Annotated in this window: 13 protein-coding genes; 12 read left to right on the forward strand and 1 reads right to left on the reverse strand. The window is 44.5% G+C overall.

Annotation, left to right across the window (positions count from 1 at the left end; all coding sequences use genetic code 11):
• Window positions 1-604 precede the first annotated feature (604 nt).
• The gene (locus tag HMPREF2794_RS09855) at window positions 605-979 is read right to left on the reverse strand and encodes a DUF3127 domain-containing protein (protein ID WP_010538603.1); all 375 of its coding nucleotides are present in this window, start codon (window positions 977-979) and stop codon (window positions 605-607) included.
• 152 nt (window positions 980-1,131) lie between these two features.
• On the opposite strand from HMPREF2794_RS09855, the gene dnaN reads away from it, so the two are divergent.
• The 12 genes from dnaN to HMPREF2794_RS09915 all read left to right on the forward strand — a co-directional run bounded on the left by dnaN (window position 1,132) and on the right by HMPREF2794_RS09915 (window position 17,204).
• The gene (dnaN, locus tag HMPREF2794_RS09860; protein WP_010538602.1) at window positions 1,132-2,256 is read left to right on the forward strand and encodes a DNA polymerase III subunit beta; all 1,125 of its coding nucleotides are present in this window, start codon (window positions 1,132-1,134) and stop codon (window positions 2,254-2,256) included.
• Window positions 2,257-2,407: 151 nt separating this feature from the next.
• Entirely contained in the window at window positions 2,408-3,187 is a 780-nt protein-coding gene (locus tag HMPREF2794_RS09865) for a 3'-5' exonuclease (protein WP_022302366.1), read from the forward strand.
• Window positions 3,187-4,389 (forward strand): bifunctional phosphopantothenoylcysteine decarboxylase/phosphopantothenate--cysteine ligase CoaBC, encoded by a 1,203-nt coding sequence (gene coaBC, locus HMPREF2794_RS09870; protein ID WP_055268958.1) that lies wholly within the window; start codon window positions 3,187-3,189, stop codon window positions 4,387-4,389. Before HMPREF2794_RS09865 ends, coaBC begins: the two co-directional genes overlap by 1 nt.
• A 38-nt stretch (window positions 4,390-4,427) precedes the next feature.
• The gene (gene recN, locus HMPREF2794_RS09875; RefSeq protein ID WP_010538598.1) at window positions 4,428-6,095 is read left to right on the forward strand and encodes a DNA repair protein RecN; all 1,668 of its coding nucleotides are present in this window, start codon (window positions 4,428-4,430) and stop codon (window positions 6,093-6,095) included.
• A 33-nt stretch (window positions 6,096-6,128) separates the two neighbouring features.
• Window positions 6,129-6,872, forward strand: coding sequence for a 23S rRNA (guanosine(2251)-2'-O)-methyltransferase RlmB (rlmB, locus tag HMPREF2794_RS09880; RefSeq protein WP_010538597.1), 744 nt, complete (start codon window positions 6,129-6,131; stop codon window positions 6,870-6,872).
• A 1-nt stretch (window position 6,873) separates the two neighbouring features.
• Window positions 6,874-8,580 carry a serine protease gene (locus HMPREF2794_RS09885; protein WP_010538596.1) on the forward strand — a complete coding sequence of 569 codons (1,707 nt, stop codon included), beginning with the start codon at window positions 6,874-6,876 and terminating at the stop codon, window positions 8,578-8,580.
• Between the two features lie 617 nt (window positions 8,581-9,197).
• Complete coding sequence (locus HMPREF2794_RS09890) at window positions 9,198-9,770, forward strand: UpxY family transcription antiterminator (RefSeq protein WP_010538595.1); 573 nt, start codon at window positions 9,198-9,200, stop codon at window positions 9,768-9,770.
• Window positions 9,771-9,813: 43 nt separating this feature from the next.
• Window positions 9,814-10,182, forward strand: coding sequence for a UpxZ family transcription anti-terminator antagonist (locus HMPREF2794_RS09895; protein ID WP_010538594.1), 369 nt, complete (start codon window positions 9,814-9,816; stop codon window positions 10,180-10,182).
• Between the two features lie 17 nt (window positions 10,183-10,199).
• The gene (locus HMPREF2794_RS09900) at window positions 10,200-12,611 is read left to right on the forward strand and encodes an SLBB domain-containing protein (RefSeq protein WP_010538593.1); all 2,412 of its coding nucleotides are present in this window, start codon (window positions 10,200-10,202) and stop codon (window positions 12,609-12,611) included.
• Between the two features lie 12 nt (window positions 12,612-12,623).
• The gene (locus tag HMPREF2794_RS09905) at window positions 12,624-13,760 is read left to right on the forward strand and encodes a chain-length determining protein (RefSeq protein ID WP_070751425.1); all 1,137 of its coding nucleotides are present in this window, start codon (window positions 12,624-12,626) and stop codon (window positions 13,758-13,760) included.
• A gap of 46 nt (window positions 13,761-13,806) precedes the next feature.
• A complete protein-coding gene (locus tag HMPREF2794_RS09910) occupies window positions 13,807-15,738 on the forward strand; it encodes a polysaccharide biosynthesis protein (protein ID WP_070751426.1) in 1,932 nt (643 codons plus the stop codon).
• Window positions 15,739-16,316: 578 nt separating this feature from the next.
• Window positions 16,317-17,204 carry an NAD-dependent epimerase/dehydratase family protein gene (locus HMPREF2794_RS09915; protein WP_070751427.1) on the forward strand — a complete coding sequence of 296 codons (888 nt, stop codon included), beginning with the start codon at window positions 16,317-16,319 and terminating at the stop codon, window positions 17,202-17,204.

Here is a 17,204-nt window from a genome sequence, read left to right on the forward strand (position 1 = left end):
GAGTATATAATTCTATTCTAAAGAAATAGAATTAATAAGAAAAAAGATAGAGGATTTTGCCGCCGCCGACTCACTTTTTATTCCATTCCGTAAGATGTCTTTGAGGGAATTCATGAAGAGGTATCAATGGGGACTGTTTAGTTACTATTGACTTTTGGGGTCAGTCCGAAAACCCTGTTTGAGCTCCATGCTATACCGAAAAGAATATATTTAGGCACGGATTACACGGATTTCACGGTTTTAGTGCTATGATTACGTAAAACAACCGTGTTAATCCGTGTAATCCGTGCCTAATCCTCAATTTATAATTTTGTTCATTTCCGTACAAAAAATAATCTGAAAACAACCGGGTTTTCGAACTGATCCGACTTTTGGCGCACCTTCATGGGGCTTTTTTTGTCTCGCTGCCCAATCTCCTTCAGCTCGCTGCTCGATTTCTTTCGCCTCGCTGCTCAGTCCTTTTCAGCTCGCTGCTGAATCTGCGTTGGCTCCGAGGTGAATTCACTTCAGTTCGGTGTACGGTTACTGCAGAGGACAGTCATAAAAAAAACTCCCGATAGAAATGGTTTCATCGGAAGTCTTTTTATGCGGATCATTTTAATTCTTAGAACGGCAGGTCGTCTTTTGCATCGCCCGGAGTGAAATCCGGAGTAGCAGACGGAGCCGGAGGAGGAACGGGAGCACCCGGAGCCATAGGGGCACCTGCGCTTACACGCTCAACTTTCCATGCACGGATACTGTTGAACCAACGGTCGTTCCATTGACGGGCGTCAACGTCGAATGATACGGTCAGTTCTTCGCCCATCTGAATGTTGAACTGTTCGATTTTGTCGGCACCAAATACGTCGAAACACATTTTGCGCGGATATTGGTCATGGTTTTCAATTACGAACTCTTGTGATTTCCACTCGTTGCCGCTAGTCTTTGAAACTCCACCTCTCGGAGGGAGGATAGCGATGATTTTTCCTGTAAATTCCATTGCGATAATTTTAAATTCTGCGGCGAAGTTACAATTTTTTAGGAATATCCCTCACACAATGCTTGTTTTTTCTTTCGTTTTCTTGGGCAGCACGAATCTTTTTTCGTAACTTTGTGCGATATATAATTCAAAACTTAAATACTCGAAAATATATGAAATTTATCGTTTCAAGTACTGCTCTTTCCAGCCATTTACAGGCTATCAGTCGTGTAATTAACTCAAAGAATGCGCTGCCTATTCTCGATTGTTTTCTCTTCGAATTGGAAGACGGAACATTGTCTGTGACTGTTTCTGACAGTGAAACGACTATGGTGACTACCGTAGAGGTAAATGAAAGCGATACAAACGGGCGTTTTGCCGTAGTAGCAAAAACATTGCTTGATGCACTGAAAGAAATTCCGGAACAACCGTTGACATTCTACGTCAATACGGACAATTACGAAATCACAGTGCAGTATCAGAACGGAAAGTATAGTCTGATGGGACAGAATGCTGACGAATTTCCTCAGTCGGCTGTATTGGGCGACAATGCAGTCCGTGTGGAAATGGAAGCGAACGTACTGCTCGGCGGTATCAACCGCTCGGTATTTGCGACTGCCGACGATGAGCTCCGTCCGGTAATGAATGGTATATATTTCGATATTACAACAGAAGACATCACAATGGTGGCATCGGATGGTCATAAGCTGGTGCGTTGCAAAACGCTGGCTGCCAAAGGAAACGAGCGTGCTGCGTTCATCCTTCCGAAGAAACCCGCTACATTGCTGAAAAACCTGCTTCCGAAAGAACAGGGAACCGTGACCATCGAATTTGACGAACGCAACGCCGTGTTTATGCTGGAAAGCTACCGCATGGTCTGCCGTCTGATCGAAGGACGTTATCCGAACTACAACTCGGTGATTCCGCAGAACAACCCTCATAAAGTGACCGTAGACCGCCAGCAGCTGATCGGAGCTTTGCGCCGTGTGTCTATCTTCTCTTCCCAGGCAAGCAGCTTGATCAAACTGCGCATGCAGGAAAATCAGATTGTGATTTCCGCACAGGACATCGATTTCTCCACTTCTGCCGAAGAAACGCAAGTTTGCCAATATGCAGGCGCTGCCATGAGCATCGGATTCAAGTCTACTTTCCTCATCGATATCCTGAACAATATTTCAGCCGATGAAGTGGTAATCGAACTTGCCGATCCATCCCGTGCCGGAGTCATTGTACCGGTAGAGCAGGAAGAAAATGAAGACTTGCTGATGCTGCTGATGCCGATGATGTTGAACGATTAGTTATTTAATGGATAATTGAGAATGGATAATGGATAATGAGCTGCGCTGTCAGTAGTCAGGAGTTATCCATTTTTTATGTTTCCTGTCCATTCTTCATTATCCATTATCAATTGTCCATTATCCATTGAATAATTATCCATTAAAGAAAGATATGAGATTAAATTTGAAAAACCCGATTGTTTTCTTCGATTTGGAGACGACGGGAACCAATATCAACACAGACCGGATCGTTGAAATTTGCTATCTGAAAGTATATCCTAACGGGAATGAGGAAACGAAAACAATGCGTATCAATCCCGAAATGCATATTCCTGAAGCCTCTTCTGCCGTACATGGCATTTATGATGCCGACGTGGCGGATTGTCCGACTTTCAAGGAAGTGGCGAAGAATGTTGCCCGTGACATTGAAGGCTGCGATTTGGCCGGATTCAATTCCAACCGTTTTGATATTCCGGTACTGGCAGAAGAGTTTCTTCGTGCCGGCGTAGATATTGATATGACAAAACGCAAGTTTGTGGATGTACAGGTGATCTTTCATAAGATGGAGCAACGCACCCTTTCGGCTGCCTATAAGTTCTATTGCGAAAAGAGTCTGGAAGATGCCCATACGGCTGAGGCTGATACACGTGCCACTTACGAGGTGCTGAAAGCACAGCTCGACCGTTATCCGGATCTTCAGAACGATATCGCTTTCCTGGCAGAATATTCTAGTTTCAGTAAAAATGTAGATTTTGCCGGACGAATGGTGTATGACGACAACGGTGTGGAAGTATTTAACTTCGGAAAATATAAAGGAATGTCTGTAGCCGAGGTGCTGAAGAAAGATCCCGGATACTACAGCTGGATTTTAAACAGTGATTTCACGTTGAATACCAAAGCGGTGCTGACCAAAATCCGTTTGCGTGAAATGAGTAATTTGATTACAAAATAATGCTAAAAGGAAAAAAGATAATTCTTGGAATAACCGGTAGCATCGCTGCTTATAAGGCTTGTTACATTATCCGTGGGCTGATAAAGCAAGGAGCGGAAGTGCAGGTTGTCATTACTCCGGCGGGAAAAGAATTTATTACTCCCATCACTCTTTCGGCTCTGACCAGCAAACCGGTCATCAGCGAGTTTTTTGCCCAGCGGGACGGCACGTGGAACAGCCACGTAGACCTGGGATTGTGGGCAGATGCCATGCTGATCGCACCCGCCACCGCCTCTACCATCGGAAAGATGGCGAATGGGATAGCCGACAATATGCTGATAACCACTTATCTTTCGGCAAAAGCTCCGGTATTCGTGGCACCGGCTATGGACCTCGATATGTATGCCCATCCTTCTACACAGAAGAATCTGGATATACTGCGTTCCTACGGCAACCATATCATCGAACCCGGAACGGGCGAACTTGCCAGCCATCTGGTAGGCAAAGGGCGTATGGAAGAACCGGAAAACATTATTCGTGTGCTGGATGAATTTTTCTCTGCAAGTGCCGAACTTCAGGGAAGGAAAATCATGATAACCGCCGGACCGACTTACGAAAAAATTGATCCTGTCCGTTTTATCGGCAACTATTCTTCCGGTAAGATGGGATTTGCACTGGCGGAAGAGTGTGCACGCCGTGGGGCAGAGGTGACGCTGATTGCCGGACCGGTACAACTGAAAACGCAACATTCGCGTATTCACCGGATTGATGTGGAGTCTGCCCGGGAAATGTATGAAGCAGCGCAAGCCTGTTTCCCGACTGCTGATGTAGGGATTCTTTGTGCGGCGGTTGCTGATTTCCGTCCCGAAACGGTGGCCGGCCAAAAGATCAAGCGGGAGAAAGAAGAAGAACTGACCTTGCACCTTCAGGCTACGCAGGACATTGCTGCAAGCTTGGGAAAGATCAAAGAAGAAAATCAACTGTTAGTGGGCTTTGCCCTCGAAACGAACAACGAACAGCAGAATGCCGAAGGAAAGCTCGAACGCAAAAACTTCGACTTTATCGTCCTTAACTCCCTGAATGATGCAGGAGCCGGCTTCCGTCATGATACAAACAAGATTAGCATTATTGATCGCAAAGGTCGCAAGGATTATTCTTTGAAGCCTAAACAGGAAGTAGCACAGGACATTATCGACCATCTGGCCGCTGTCTTAACTCTCTGATCTTTAATTCTCATTTTTTAATTTTTAAATTACAGAAAGTGTTACGTTCACTCTATATTCAGAATTACGCATTGATAGAAAAACTGGATATCGGTTTTGAAACCGGGTTCTCTGTCATCACAGGTGAGACAGGAGCCGGAAAATCGATTATTCTGGGAGCAATCGGTCTGCTGCTGGGGCAGCGTGCCGACGTGAAAGCGATTCGTCGTGGAGCTTCTAAATGTATTATCGAAGCACGTTTTGATATCTCGGCATACGGCATGCGTCCGTTTTTTGAAGAGAACGAACTGGAATACGACGACGAAGAATGTATCCTGCGACGCGAAGTGCAGGCATCCGGCAAAAGCCGTGCATTCATTAATGACACGCCCGCTTCGCTGGCACAGGTGAAGGAACTGGGCGAACAGCTGATCGATGTGCATTCGCAACATCAGAATCTTTTGCTTAATAAGGAAGGTTTTCAGTTGAATGTGCTCGACATTCTGGCTCATAATGACGACGCACTGGAGAAATACCATTCATTGTATAACGAATGGAAACAGCTCGACCGTGAACTCTCCGAGTTGACGGCACTTGCCGAGCAAAGCCGGACAGATGAAGACTATCTCCGTTTCCAGCTGGAACAGATTGAAGAGGCTCATCTTGCCGAAGGAGAGCAGAGCCTGCTGGAACAGGAAGCGGAAACATTGAGTCATGCCGAAGAAATCAAAGCGGGACTTTACCGCATCGAGCAGTCCTTTTTCTCGGATGAAGGCGGACTGCTTTCGTTCTTGAAAGATAATCTGAATACGCTGAATGGCCTGAAAAAAGTATATCAGCCTGCCGGCGAACTAAGCGACCGCATGGAAAGCGCTTATATCGAACTGAAGGATATTTCGCAGGAAGTATCATCGCAGGGAGAATCGATAGAGTTTAATCCTGCCCGGCTGGACGAAGTGAACGACCGTCTGAACCTGATTTATTCTTTGCAGCAGAAGCACCGGGTGCAGACACTCGAAGAATTGATTGCCTTGGCGGATCAATACCGGAATAAACTGTCCGAGATTACCTCTTATGATGACCGGATAGCCGAACTGACTGCCCGCAAAGACGCCCAGTATGACCGGGTGAAGAAACAGGCAGCCGTACTGACAAAAGCCCGTGCGGCAGCCGCCCGCGAAGTAGAGAAACAGCTGGCTGGCCGGCTTGTCCCGCTGGGGATGCCCAACGTCCGCTTTCAGGTGGAAATGGGCTTGAAGAAAGAACCGGGCGTACAGGGTGAGGATACTGTCAACTTCCTGTTCTCCGCTAACAAGAACGGAACCTTGCAAAGCATATCTTCTGTCGCTTCCGGAGGAGAGATTGCACGTGTGATGCTTTCTATCAAAGCGATGATTGCCGGTGCGGTGAAATTGCCGACGATTGTATTTGATGAGATTGACACCGGAGTTTCCGGTGAGATAGCCGACCGCATGGCAGATATGATGCAGGAAATGGGTGACCGCAACCGCCAGGTGATCAGTATCACGCACCTGCCGCAAATTGCAGCTCGCGGGCGCGCTCATTATAAAGTATATAAGGAAGACAGCGATACGGAAACGAACAGCCATATCCGCCGTCTCACCGATGAAGAACGGGTAGAGGAAATAGCTCATATGCTGAGTGGAGCCACACTGACAGAGGCTGCTCTTAGCAATGCGAAAGCCTTGTTGACCCGTATTTCATAATCCATAATTCAAAATTTATAATTCAAAATTACAATGACCGATAAAAGTGAAATGATTTTCGGCGTCCGTGCCGTCATAGAAGCCATTCAGGCAGGAAAAGAGATTGATAAGATCCTCGTCAAGAAAGATATTCAAAGTGATCTTTCAAAGGAACTTTTCGCAGCATTGAAAGGCTTGCTGATTCCTGTTCAGCGTGTGCCGGTGGAGCGTATCAACCGCATCACACGGAAGAATCATCAGGGTGTGGTTGCCTTCATTTCCTCTGTGACTTATCAGAAGACGGAAGATCTTGTTCCTTTCCTTTTCGAGCAAGGCAAGAATCCGTTCTTTGTGATGCTGGATGGCATAACGGATGTGCGTAACTTTGGCGCGATTGCCCGTACCTGCGAGTGTGCAGCGGTAGACGCGGTGATTATTCCTGCACGTGGCAGCGTGTCGGTGAATGCCGATGCCATGAAGACTTCCGCAGGTGCATTGCATACACTCCCTGTTTGCCGCGAACAAAATTTGCGTGCTACTTTGCAGTATCTCAAGGATAGCGGTTTTCGTATCGTTGCCGCTACCGAGAAAGGAGATTATGACTATACGAAAGCCGATTATACAGGTCCGATGTGTATTATTATGGGGGCGGAAGATACGGGTGTATCCTATGAAAATCTGGCTCTCTGTGACGAATGGGTGAAAATACCGATGCTGGGAACCATCGAATCTCTGAATGTTTCCGTGGCTGCCGGTATTTTGATTTATGAAGCTGTGAAACAAAGAAACAACGACTGATATGAAGAAACTTTTAATCTTACCTCTGGCGCTTTTCCTTTTGGTACAGAGCGGTTGGGCGCAAACCCCGAAATGGGTGGAGAAGGCGAAACGTGCTGTATTCTCAGTAGTGACTTATGACAAGAATGACAAGATACTGAATACCGGGAACGGATTTTTCGTATCCGAAGACGGGTTGGCTCTGTCCGATTACAGTCTTTTCAAAGGGGCCGAACGTGCGGTGATTATCACGGCTGAAGGCAAGCAGATGCCGGTCAGCCTGATTTTGGGAGCAGATGATATGTACGATGTGATTAAGTTCCGTGTGGCCATCACTGAGAAGAAAGTGCCGGCGTTGACCGTAGCAAATACGGCTCCGGCTGTAGGGGCTGATGCGTGGATGCTTCCTTATTCTACGCAGAAGAGTATCGCCTGCGTTTCGGGTAAAGTGAAAGAAGTATCGAAGATTGCCGGCGAATATCATTATTACACCTTGAGTATGCAGATGAAGGACAAGATGGTGAGTTGCCCGGTGATGAATGTGGAAGGACAGGTGTTCGGTATTTCCCAGAAGTCTTCCGGTGCCGATACAATAACGACTTGTTATGCGGCAGGAGCGGCTTTTGCGATGTCGCAGAAGATTAATGCTTTGTCTTTGGGAGATGTAGCCTTGAAAAACATTGGTATCCGTAAAGGATTGCCCGAAGCTGAAGATCAGGCATTGGTGTATCTGTTTATGGCTTCCACGCAGATGTCGGCTGATGACTATGAGAAATTGATGGACGATTTCATCCGCCAGTTCCCTGGCAGTACGGATGGATATATTCGCCGTGCCGGCTATTATGTGGCAAAAGGGAAGGAAGATCAGTCTTATTTCGATAAGGCGGTAGCTGATTTTAATCAGGCCCTGAAGATTTCAACCAAGAAGGATGATGTGTATTATAATATCGCCAAACTGATATACGGTTACCAGCTCTCGAAACCGGAGCAAACTTATAAAGACTGGACGTACGATACGGCTTTGAAGAATGTCCGTCAGGCGGCGGCTATCGATCCTCTGCCCGTTTATACGCAGTTGGAAGGTGATATACTTTTTGCTCAGCAGGATTATGCCGGTGCGTTGGCTGCTTATGAGAAGGTGAATGCCAGCAATCTGGCTTCGGCTGCTTCGTTCTTTAGTGCTGCCAAGACAAAAGAGTTGCTGAAGGCAGATGCAAAAGAAGTAATCGCATTGATGGACAGTTGCGTAGCTCATTGTCCGCAGCCTGTCACAGCAGACTTTGCTCCTTATCTGTTGGAACGTGCACAACTGTATATGAATAACGATCAGGCAAGAAATGCAATGCTCGATTATGATGCTTATTATAAGGCTGTGAATGGTCAGGTCAATGACCTTTTCTATTACTATCGTGAGCAGGCTGCATTGAAAGCCCGCCAATACCAGCGTGCATTGGATGATATCGTGAAAGCGATAGAACTGAGTCCTAAGGATCTGACTTATCGGGCAGAGCATGCGGTTATTAATCTGCGGGTAGGGCGTTATGAAGAATCTATGCAGATATTGAACGATATATTGAAGGATGAGCCGAAGTATGCAGAAGCATACCGCTTGTTGGGACTTTGTCAGATACAGCTGAAGAAGACAGATGAGGCTTGTGGAAACTTCAATAAAGCGAAAGAACTGGGCGATCCGAATGTGGAGGGGCTTATAAAGAAATATTGTAAATAAGCGTATATCTGCCGACCGGAGATATATACTTAATGTTGAAAAAGTAAACCCCTGCCGACTACAGAAGTCGGCAGGGGTTCTTCGTTTTTGGGGACGTTGTAAAATACTCTCTCTCTCTAATTTCTCCCCACTTGTCAAGTTCAGGTTTCAGGTCTTAATATGATATATAGGTTTGATTCTTTTTTGTCTTGTTTATAAGTTAAATGCAGTAATTTGTGAAATACTGCATCCGCTCTTCATTTTTTTTCTCCAAATGGTTACTTTTTTACTTTTTGACCTATAAAAAGCCTGAAATCGACTTTGTTCAGTGAGTAAATTTAAAATATAGTATCTATGTCGTGCATACTCTTGTTGTATTTTCATGTTTTTAGTAATCCTGTCTTCGTTTTTCTTGTTTATAAGTGGAAAATAGTAGAGTTGCAGAAAGAGTTTTTTGAAAGGCGAAAATTAGAAGTAGCAAGTTTGGGAATTGCAAAATTAAACTAGAGTTATCTATATTTTAGGCGCAAATCGAAACTTATATTAAATTTATTTGTTTGTTTTCATAAATATGCCCATCTTTGTGCCGTTATTTGATTCGTTGCGTAATAGGTAACGGATAAGTGTGGGGTAAATAGATGATTTATAGCAAAAAAAGCATACAAGAAGTTCTGCCGGCAGATGTGACTGGCAGGAGCGTAGCGCACCCTAAACGTTGGTTAGTGGCTTTAGTACGTGTTTCTCATGAGAAGAAAACGAGTGAGCGGCTATCTAAAATGGGGATTGAAAATTTCCTTCCTGTTCAGCAAGAAGTGCATCAATGGAGTGATCGTCGAAAGGTAGTCGAGCGTGTTCTTCTTCCGATGATGATATTTGTGCATGTCGATCTTTATGAGCAGAAAGAAGTTTTAACATTGGGTTCTATCAGCCGATATATGGTGTTGCGTGGAGAGAGTACTCCTGCTGTCATTCCCGATGAACAGATGCACCGCTTTAAGTTCATGCTAGACTATTCTGACGAGACGATTAATATGAGTACGTCTCCCTTGTCACCAGGAGAAAAAATTAAGGTTATCAAAGGACCACTATCCGGACTTCAAGGAGAATTGGTTACTGTAAATGGGAAATCGAAAGTCGCAGTCCGGCTTACTATGCTGGGATGTGCTTTTGTAGATATACCAGTAGGGTGTGTGGAACCGCTGGAAAAATAAGGGTTTAAATAAGTGAAACAAGCATTAAGTGAACAAAAGGGGTATGGTGAATTTTTTACTGCAAGAAAACATAGATGATCTGCAAAAGCTGTCGGATCGTCTACTTCATATCAGCGATGAAAATGGGTATATATACGCTGATGACCTTTCAGAATTACATCAAGCAATTCACGAAAAAATCATAGATCTATATTCCCAACGGGGGAAGACACCGGAGCAGGATGCTACCCTGTGTTTGGCAATCCTAATGGGATATAATGTGTCGATGTACGCCAATCCGGAAGACGAAGAAAGAAAACAGGCTGTTTTGATCCGTTCTCTGTCTCTTCTCGATGTTCTTCCCCCTTCTCTTCTTAAGCAACAGTTATCTGCCGTTTGTCACGAGATGCAGGAGCTGTGCGAAATCAACTGAAACTTTTTTATTTGTCAATGAAAATGCAAAAACTTTTTGGCATTCTACTCTTTTGTTTGATGCTGGGAAGTGGCTCGCTTATGGCTCAGTCCATGAGTGACTCACAAGTACTGGAATATGTAAAGGACGGTATCCGGCAAGGTAAGGAACAGAAGCAGCTCGCTTCCGAACTGGCCCGTAAGGGTGTAACCAAGGAACAGGCAATGCGTGTGAAGCAGCTGTACGAGCAGCAGAACAATGTAAATACCTCGAAATCAACGGGTACGGACATCAATGAATCCCGCCTGCGTGAAGAAACAAAGGAAAATACTTCCGACATGCTGGAGGACCATCCCACCACTCAGGACCTTGCCCGTGGTGATCAGGTCTTCGGACGCAACATCTTCAATACCCGCAACCTGACATTTGAACCCAGTGTCAATCTGGCTACTCCCTCCAATTACCGTCTAGGTCCCGGTGATGAAGTAATCATTGATATCTGGGGTGCCAGTCAGAACACCATCCGCCAGCAGATCTCTCCGGAAGGTACCATCAATATTTCGAAGATCGGTCCTGTCAACCTCAGCGGTATGACGGTCTCTGCCGCCAATGACTATCTGAAAGCGGCATTGAATAAGATATATAACGGTTTAAACAATACTACCGACCCCACTTCGGACATCCGTCTGACACTTGGTAATATCCGTACCATCCAGATCAATGTGATGGGAGAAGTAGTGCAGCCGGGTACCTACGCCTTGTCTTCCTTCTCTACGGTCTTCCATGCGCTTTATCGCGCAGGCGGCGTGAGTGATATCGGTAGCCTCCGGAATGTGCAGCTGGTACGAAACGGAAAGAACATCGCCACCATTGACGTCTACGAATTCATCATGAAAGGCAATACGCAGGACGACATCCGCCTGCAGGAAGGTGATGTCGTGATTGTTCCCGCTTATGATGTATTGGTAAAGATCAGCGGCAAGGTAAAACGTCCTATGCGTTTCGAAATGAAAAAGGGGGAGTCGCTGTCTACCCTTATCACCTATGCCGGTGGCTTCGATGCCGATGCCTACACGCGTTCATTGCGTGTTGTCCGTCAGAATGGTGAGGAATACGAAGTCAACACGGTCAAGGACATGGATTACAGTATCTACAAAATGCGTAACGGTGATGTCGTAACCGCCGAAGCCATCCTTAACCGCTTCACAAATAAACTGGAAATCCGTGGTGCGGTGTACCGTCCCGGCATCTACCAGCTCAGCGGCAAACTGAATACCATCCGCGAATTAGTCAATGAGGCTCAGGGTCTGACCGGTGACGCTTTCCTGAATCGTGCCGTCCTCTATCGGCAGCGTGAAGATTTGACGAGTGAAGTTGTTCCCGTAGATATCAGGTCTATCATGGACGGTACTTCCCCGAATCTTGCCTTGATGAAGAATGACATCCTCTACATTCCAAGTATCCATGATCTGGAGGACCGTGGCAATGTCACAGTTCATGGTGAGGTCGCGCATCCCGATTCATATCCCTATGCGGATAACATGACTCTTGAGGATCTGATCATTCAGGCCGGTGGTCTGCGCGAAGCTGCCTCTACTGTCCGGATTGATGTCTCGAGACGAATCAAGAATCCCCGCAGTACTGCGGATAATGATACGATCGGCCAGATGTACAGCTTCTCTTTGAAGGATGGCTTCGTAATAGACGGCCAGCCCGGTTTTATCCTTCAGCCTTATGATCAGGTATATGTCCGTCGCAGTCCGGGCTATCAGGCACAGCAGAACGTCGCCATTGAGGGTGAAATCCTTTTCGGAGGAAATTACGCCATGACCAGCCGTGAGGAACGTCTTTCTGATCTGGTGAATAAAGCCGGTGGTCCGACCAGTTACGCTTACCTGCGTGGTGCAAAGCTGACTCGTGTGGCTAATGCCAGTGAGAAGAAACGTATGAGCGATGTCGTCCGCTTAATGCAGAGACAGTTGGGTGAGGCCATGATTGATTCTTTGGGTATCCGCGTTGAAGATACCTTTACGGTTGGGATTGATTTGGAGAAGGCCTTGAGTAACCCTAAAGGTAATGCCGATCTTGTTTTGCGTGAAGGTGATGTGATCTCTGTTCCTAAGAATAATAATACCGTAACTATCAATGGTGCTGTCATGGTTCCGAATACGGTTTCTTATATACAGGGAAAAGATGTGGACTACTATTTGAATCAGGCCGGTGGTTATTCAGATAATGCGAAGAAGAGTAAGAAGTTCATCGTTTACATGAATGGTCAGGTGACGAAGGTGAAGGGTAGTGGTAAGAAACAGATTGAACCGGGTTGTGAGATTATTGTGCCTAGTAAGGCTAAGAAGAAGGCGAATATTGGGAACATACTGGGTTATGCTACTTCCTTCAGTTCTTTGGGGATGATGATTGCTTCTATTGCCAATTTGATAAAAAAATAACAGATATCTATCATGACAGAACAGAAACTAGCAAAAGACCTCTCATCCGTATCCAACGAACCGAAGGCTGATGAGATGGAAATTGACCTGATGGATATTCTAAGAAAAATCATCGCTATTCGTAAGACCTTATATAAGGCTGTCGGCATAGGTTTGGTCATTGGTATCATTGTGGCTTTGAGTATTCCAAAGAAATATACGGTTGAGGTAACTTTGTCTCCTGAAATGGGCAATTCCAAAGGCAATAGCGGTCTTGCATCAATGGCTGCCTCCTTCTTAGGAGCTGGGACAGGTATGAGTGGTGATGGGGTGGATGCTCTAAATGCTTCCCTTTCACCTGAGATTGTCTCTTCCACTCCTTTTCTGCTGGAGCTTTTGTCTATGAGCGTACCTAGCGGTGGTGAAGAAAGTGAAAAGATTGATTTAGGATCTTATTTGGATAGCCAGTCTTCTCCTTGGTGGAGTTACGTTATGGGACTTCCAGGTATGGCAATAAGCGGGGTAAGGGCGTTGTTCGCAGATGAAGATGAGTCCGACGGTTTGAGAAACAATAAGTTCGGTACTATTGAACTTACTAAAGAAGAGGATGAAAAAATCACTTCTTTAAAGAAGAACATAACAGCTGTGATGGATAAGAAGACTGCCATAACCAATGTTTCCGTCACTTTACAAGATCCCAAAGTTGCCGCTGTCGTAGCCGATTCCGTTGTCCATAAGTTACAGGAATACATCACAGGTTATCGTACTTTTAAAGCAAAGGAGGATTGCGCTTATTTGGAGAAGCTGTTCAAGGAACGCCGGGAGGAGTATTACGCGGCTCAGAAGAAGTATGCTGAGTATGTGGATACCCATGACAACCTGATTCTTCTGAGTGTTCGTGCCGAGCAGGAGCGTTTGCAGAACGACATGAGTTTGGCTTATCAGGTTTACAGTCAGGTTGCCAACCAGTTTCAAGTAGCCCAAGCAAAAGTTCAGGAAGAGAAACCCGTATTTGCGGTAGTAGAACCTGCGGTTGTACCTCAACAATCTTCCGGTACGAGCAGAAAGATGTATGTGATCGTCTTTGTCTTTCTGTCTGTGGCGACAGTCATCGGTTGGAAACTCTTTGGGGAAGAGTTTTGGGACAAGCTGAGGCGTGAATTTGTGTAATACGTCGTATAGAAGTTTTAAAAAAGGGAGAATATAGAATACGATCATGAAGAAATCATTGGAAAGATTTTTGCAATACACCAGCCGTAATTTTTTTAATTGTTGGCTTATTCTCGGGGTGGATACACTGATCTCCGGTTTGTGTACTCTGTCTGCCTTTATCGGCATTTATTACATTGTGGGCATCGGCTGGAATATTTTTCAGTTGTTACAGGTCACCGCTGTATCTTTGCTGTCAAGCATAATTGGTGATTTGCTTTTCAACACCTATCGCAACACCATCCGTTATTCCGAGATCAAGGATCTTTGGCGGATCACCTGTAGTGTTCTGTTCAAAACATGCTGTCTTGCCGTCTATGTGTTTTTTATATTAAACGGAGACCGCTTATTCGGCAGCCAGAATCTGGTATTTGTCATCTCCGACGGTATGTTCACTCTGATCGCTTTGATCGGTTTTAGAGTCATAGTCATCGTTACTTATGATTCTCTGATCGGTATGGTCCGTAAGACGGACACTCGTGTGTTGATCTATGGTACCGATGACAAGAGCGTTGCCTTGAAGACGCGTCTGCGCAACAGTTCGCATTACAAGATAGTCGGTTTTTGTATTTACAGTCCTGATCATAGTCGCCGCATTCTTGCCGATTCTCGTGTTTATTCATTCTCGGACAAGTCCGATTTTAGGACGTTGATTCAGAAGCACCGTATACAGGCTGTTCTTTTTTCCCGCTATGATTCCATTAAGGAGGAAGAGAACCGTCTTCTTGAATATAGTAAGAGCATTGGCGTGAAGACTCTGATCGCTCCCTCCATCAGTGAGGCGGATGTCGATGGTCCTTTTCATCAGTTCGTCCGTCCCATCCGTATTGAAGATCTTTTGGGGCGCGAGGAAATCAAAATCAACATGGGGGAAATCGCAGCGGAATATTGCAATAAGACTGTTCTTGTCACCGGAGCTGCCGGCAGTATCGGGAGTGAACTTTGCCGACAACTGGCCCAAATCGGTGTCCGTAAACTGATATTGTTTGATTCTGCAGAGAGCCCACTTCATAACGTCCGTTTGGAGTTCGAGAAGAAATATCCAAGGATAGACTTCGTTCCTGTGATCGGTGACGTTCGTGTGATTCAACGTCTCCGTATGGTCTTTGAACTGTATCACCCCCAGATCGTATTCCATGCAGCCGCTTATAAGCATGTCCCTTTGATGGAGGAAAATCCTTGTGAGGCCGTTTACGTGAATGTGATAGGTTCCCGTCAGGTGGCTGATATGGCAGTAGAGTATGGCACTGAGAAGATGATTATGATTTCTACGGATAAAGCGGTCAATCCCACGAATGTGATGGGAGCTTCTAAACGTCTGGCTGAAATCTATGTTCAGAGTCTAGGTACGGCTATAAAAGAAAGAAAAGTAAAAGGTAATACGAAATTTATTACTACCCGTTTTGGTAACGTTTTAGGCAGTAACGGCTCTGTTATTCCCCGCTTTAAAGAGCAGATTGAGAACGGTGGTCCTGTTACTGTCACCCATCCCGATATTATCCGCTACTTTATGACTATTCCTGAGGCTTGTCGTTTGGTGATGGAGGCTGGCATGATGGGAGAGGGGAACGAGATCTTTGTTTTCGAGATGGGTGAGCCTGTAAAGATCGTGGATTTGGCTACCCGTATGATTGAGTTGGCCGGTTACCGTCCGGATGAGGATATCAAGGTGGAGTTTACTGGTCTTCGTCCGGGAGAGAAACTTTATGAGGAGCTTTTGAGTACTGAAGAGAATACTCTTCCTACTTCTAATAAGAAGATCAAGATTGCTAAGGTCCGTCGTTATGAGTATGATGATGTGCTGGATTCTTACTCTGATTTTGAAGTCTTGGCCCGAAATGTCAGGATCATGGATACTGTCGCTCTGATGAAAAAGATGGTCCCAGAGTTCATCTCCAAGAACTCCCGGTTTGAGGTGTTGGACAAAAAAGAGGATTAAAAACAAAGAAACATGAAAATAACAGTAGCAGGAATCCGTAATTTAGGTTTGTCCATGGTAACGTTACGTAAACGTCCAAAAATGACGTATTGCTTCAAAGCATAAATAGCTAGCTCTTTACTACTGTAATCAACTTATAAAGTATGTATAGCAGCAGTATTATGAGCATCTGTTCATCCGCTATAAGGCAGAGATAGTTTCGCAGGGAAAATCCATTCAGGATTTCTGTTTTAAGATAAGGACCTTACAATCTCTTTTACAAATAGAAGTTTGGTGGAGAAACTGGAGGGGCTATGCTGAGCATTTCAGACATTTACCGCTTCTATTACCAGAGGAACTTCCACGACTTTCGTTGCAAGAACAGTTGGGTGCTATTCATCTAAAAGAATATTGGCTTATCATTGGGGCTATAAGGATGTGGTATATAATAGGATAAAAAACATAGTAGACAGTATGTAAATCAATAAGCATTATACGTGTTTTTAAATATTGTGCAGCTCTTTTAAGGTTGGATATGCTTGTGTTTTATATAATTTATTTAAAGAGTTTTTGTCTATATGATAATATGTTAAATGCGCATGAAGAATACGAAAACAGCAATAATCGGAGCCAATGGTTACATTGGTAAACATCTTGAGTTCTATTTAAAAAGGATGGGATTAGATCCTACGTGTTACGATATACAAGATGATAGTCGTGAAAATTATAAGCAGGTTGATATAACAGACAAAGAGTCTGTTAAAAATATTGATATCAATGTAGATTATATTTATATGTTTGCAGGTCTTACCGGTACTTATGCTGGATTTGATAAGTATGAAACTTACGTTAGCATTAATGAGATTGGATTGCTTAATCTTCTTGATGCTATACGAACTTCTGAGAAAAAACCTAAGATCGTGTTTCCTTCAACTCGATTAATATATAAAGGAGTTGATAAACCGCTTAAAGAAGAGGATGAGAAAGAGACAAAGACTCTATATGCTATCAATAAGCTAGCTTGCGAGAGTATTCTCTATGCTTACAACAAGAGTTTTGATATTCCATACACAATATTTCGTATCTGTATTCCATATGGCAATATGCTTTCAACAGACTATAGTTTTGGGACAATTGGTTTCTTTATCAAACAGGCTAAAGCTGGTAAAGATATAACTCTTTATGGAGGTGGAGATACTAAACGTACTTTTACTCATATGGAAGATCTTTGCTACCAAATAGTACAGGGATCAATGAATAAAGATAGTAATGGCGAAATTTATAATATTGGTGGTCAGACTCTTTCTTTGAGAGAAGCTGCCGAATTTGTTGCCAAGAAGTTTAAGACCAATGTAGTTGCAGTGGAATGGCCGGAAAAAGATTTTCGTATAGAGAGCAATCATACATACTTTGATGATACAAAAATCCGCTCATTGTTATGCATTGGTGAGTACAAACAATTACAAGAATTTTCAAAAGACTTATAA

The organism is Bacteroides sp. HMSC067B03 (genome assembly GCF_001811315.1).
GTDB classification, from domain to species: domain Bacteria; phylum Bacteroidota; class Bacteroidia; order Bacteroidales; family Bacteroidaceae; genus Bacteroides; species Bacteroides faecis.

Coding starts and splice junctions, on each gene's coding strand:
- HMPREF2794_RS09865 (WP_022302366.1), top strand. CDS start 2,408: ATGAGATTAAATTTGAAAAACCCGATTGTTTTCTTCGATTTGGAGACG.
- HMPREF2794_RS09915 (WP_070751427.1), top strand. CDS start 16,317: ATGAAGAATACGAAAACAGCAATAATCGGAGCCAATGGTTACATTGGT.
- HMPREF2794_RS09855 (WP_010538603.1), bottom strand. CDS start 979: ATGGAATTTACAGGAAAAATCATCGCTATCCTCCCTCCGAGAGGTGGA.
- HMPREF2794_RS09895 (WP_010538594.1), top strand. CDS start 9,814: ATGGTGAATTTTTTACTGCAAGAAAACATAGATGATCTGCAAAAGCTG.
- coaBC (WP_055268958.1), top strand. CDS start 3,187: ATGCTAAAAGGAAAAAAGATAATTCTTGGAATAACCGGTAGCATCGCT.
- dnaN (WP_010538602.1), top strand. CDS start 1,132: ATGAAATTTATCGTTTCAAGTACTGCTCTTTCCAGCCATTTACAGGCT.
- HMPREF2794_RS09905 (WP_070751425.1), top strand. CDS start 12,624: ATGACAGAACAGAAACTAGCAAAAGACCTCTCATCCGTATCCAACGAA.
- HMPREF2794_RS09900 (WP_010538593.1), top strand. CDS start 10,200: ATGAAAATGCAAAAACTTTTTGGCATTCTACTCTTTTGTTTGATGCTG.
- HMPREF2794_RS09885 (WP_010538596.1), top strand. CDS start 6,874: ATGAAGAAACTTTTAATCTTACCTCTGGCGCTTTTCCTTTTGGTACAG.
- rlmB (WP_010538597.1), top strand. CDS start 6,129: ATGACCGATAAAAGTGAAATGATTTTCGGCGTCCGTGCCGTCATAGAA.
- HMPREF2794_RS09890 (WP_010538595.1), top strand. CDS start 9,198: ATGATTTATAGCAAAAAAAGCATACAAGAAGTTCTGCCGGCAGATGTG.
- HMPREF2794_RS09910 (WP_070751426.1), top strand. CDS start 13,807: ATGAAGAAATCATTGGAAAGATTTTTGCAATACACCAGCCGTAATTTT.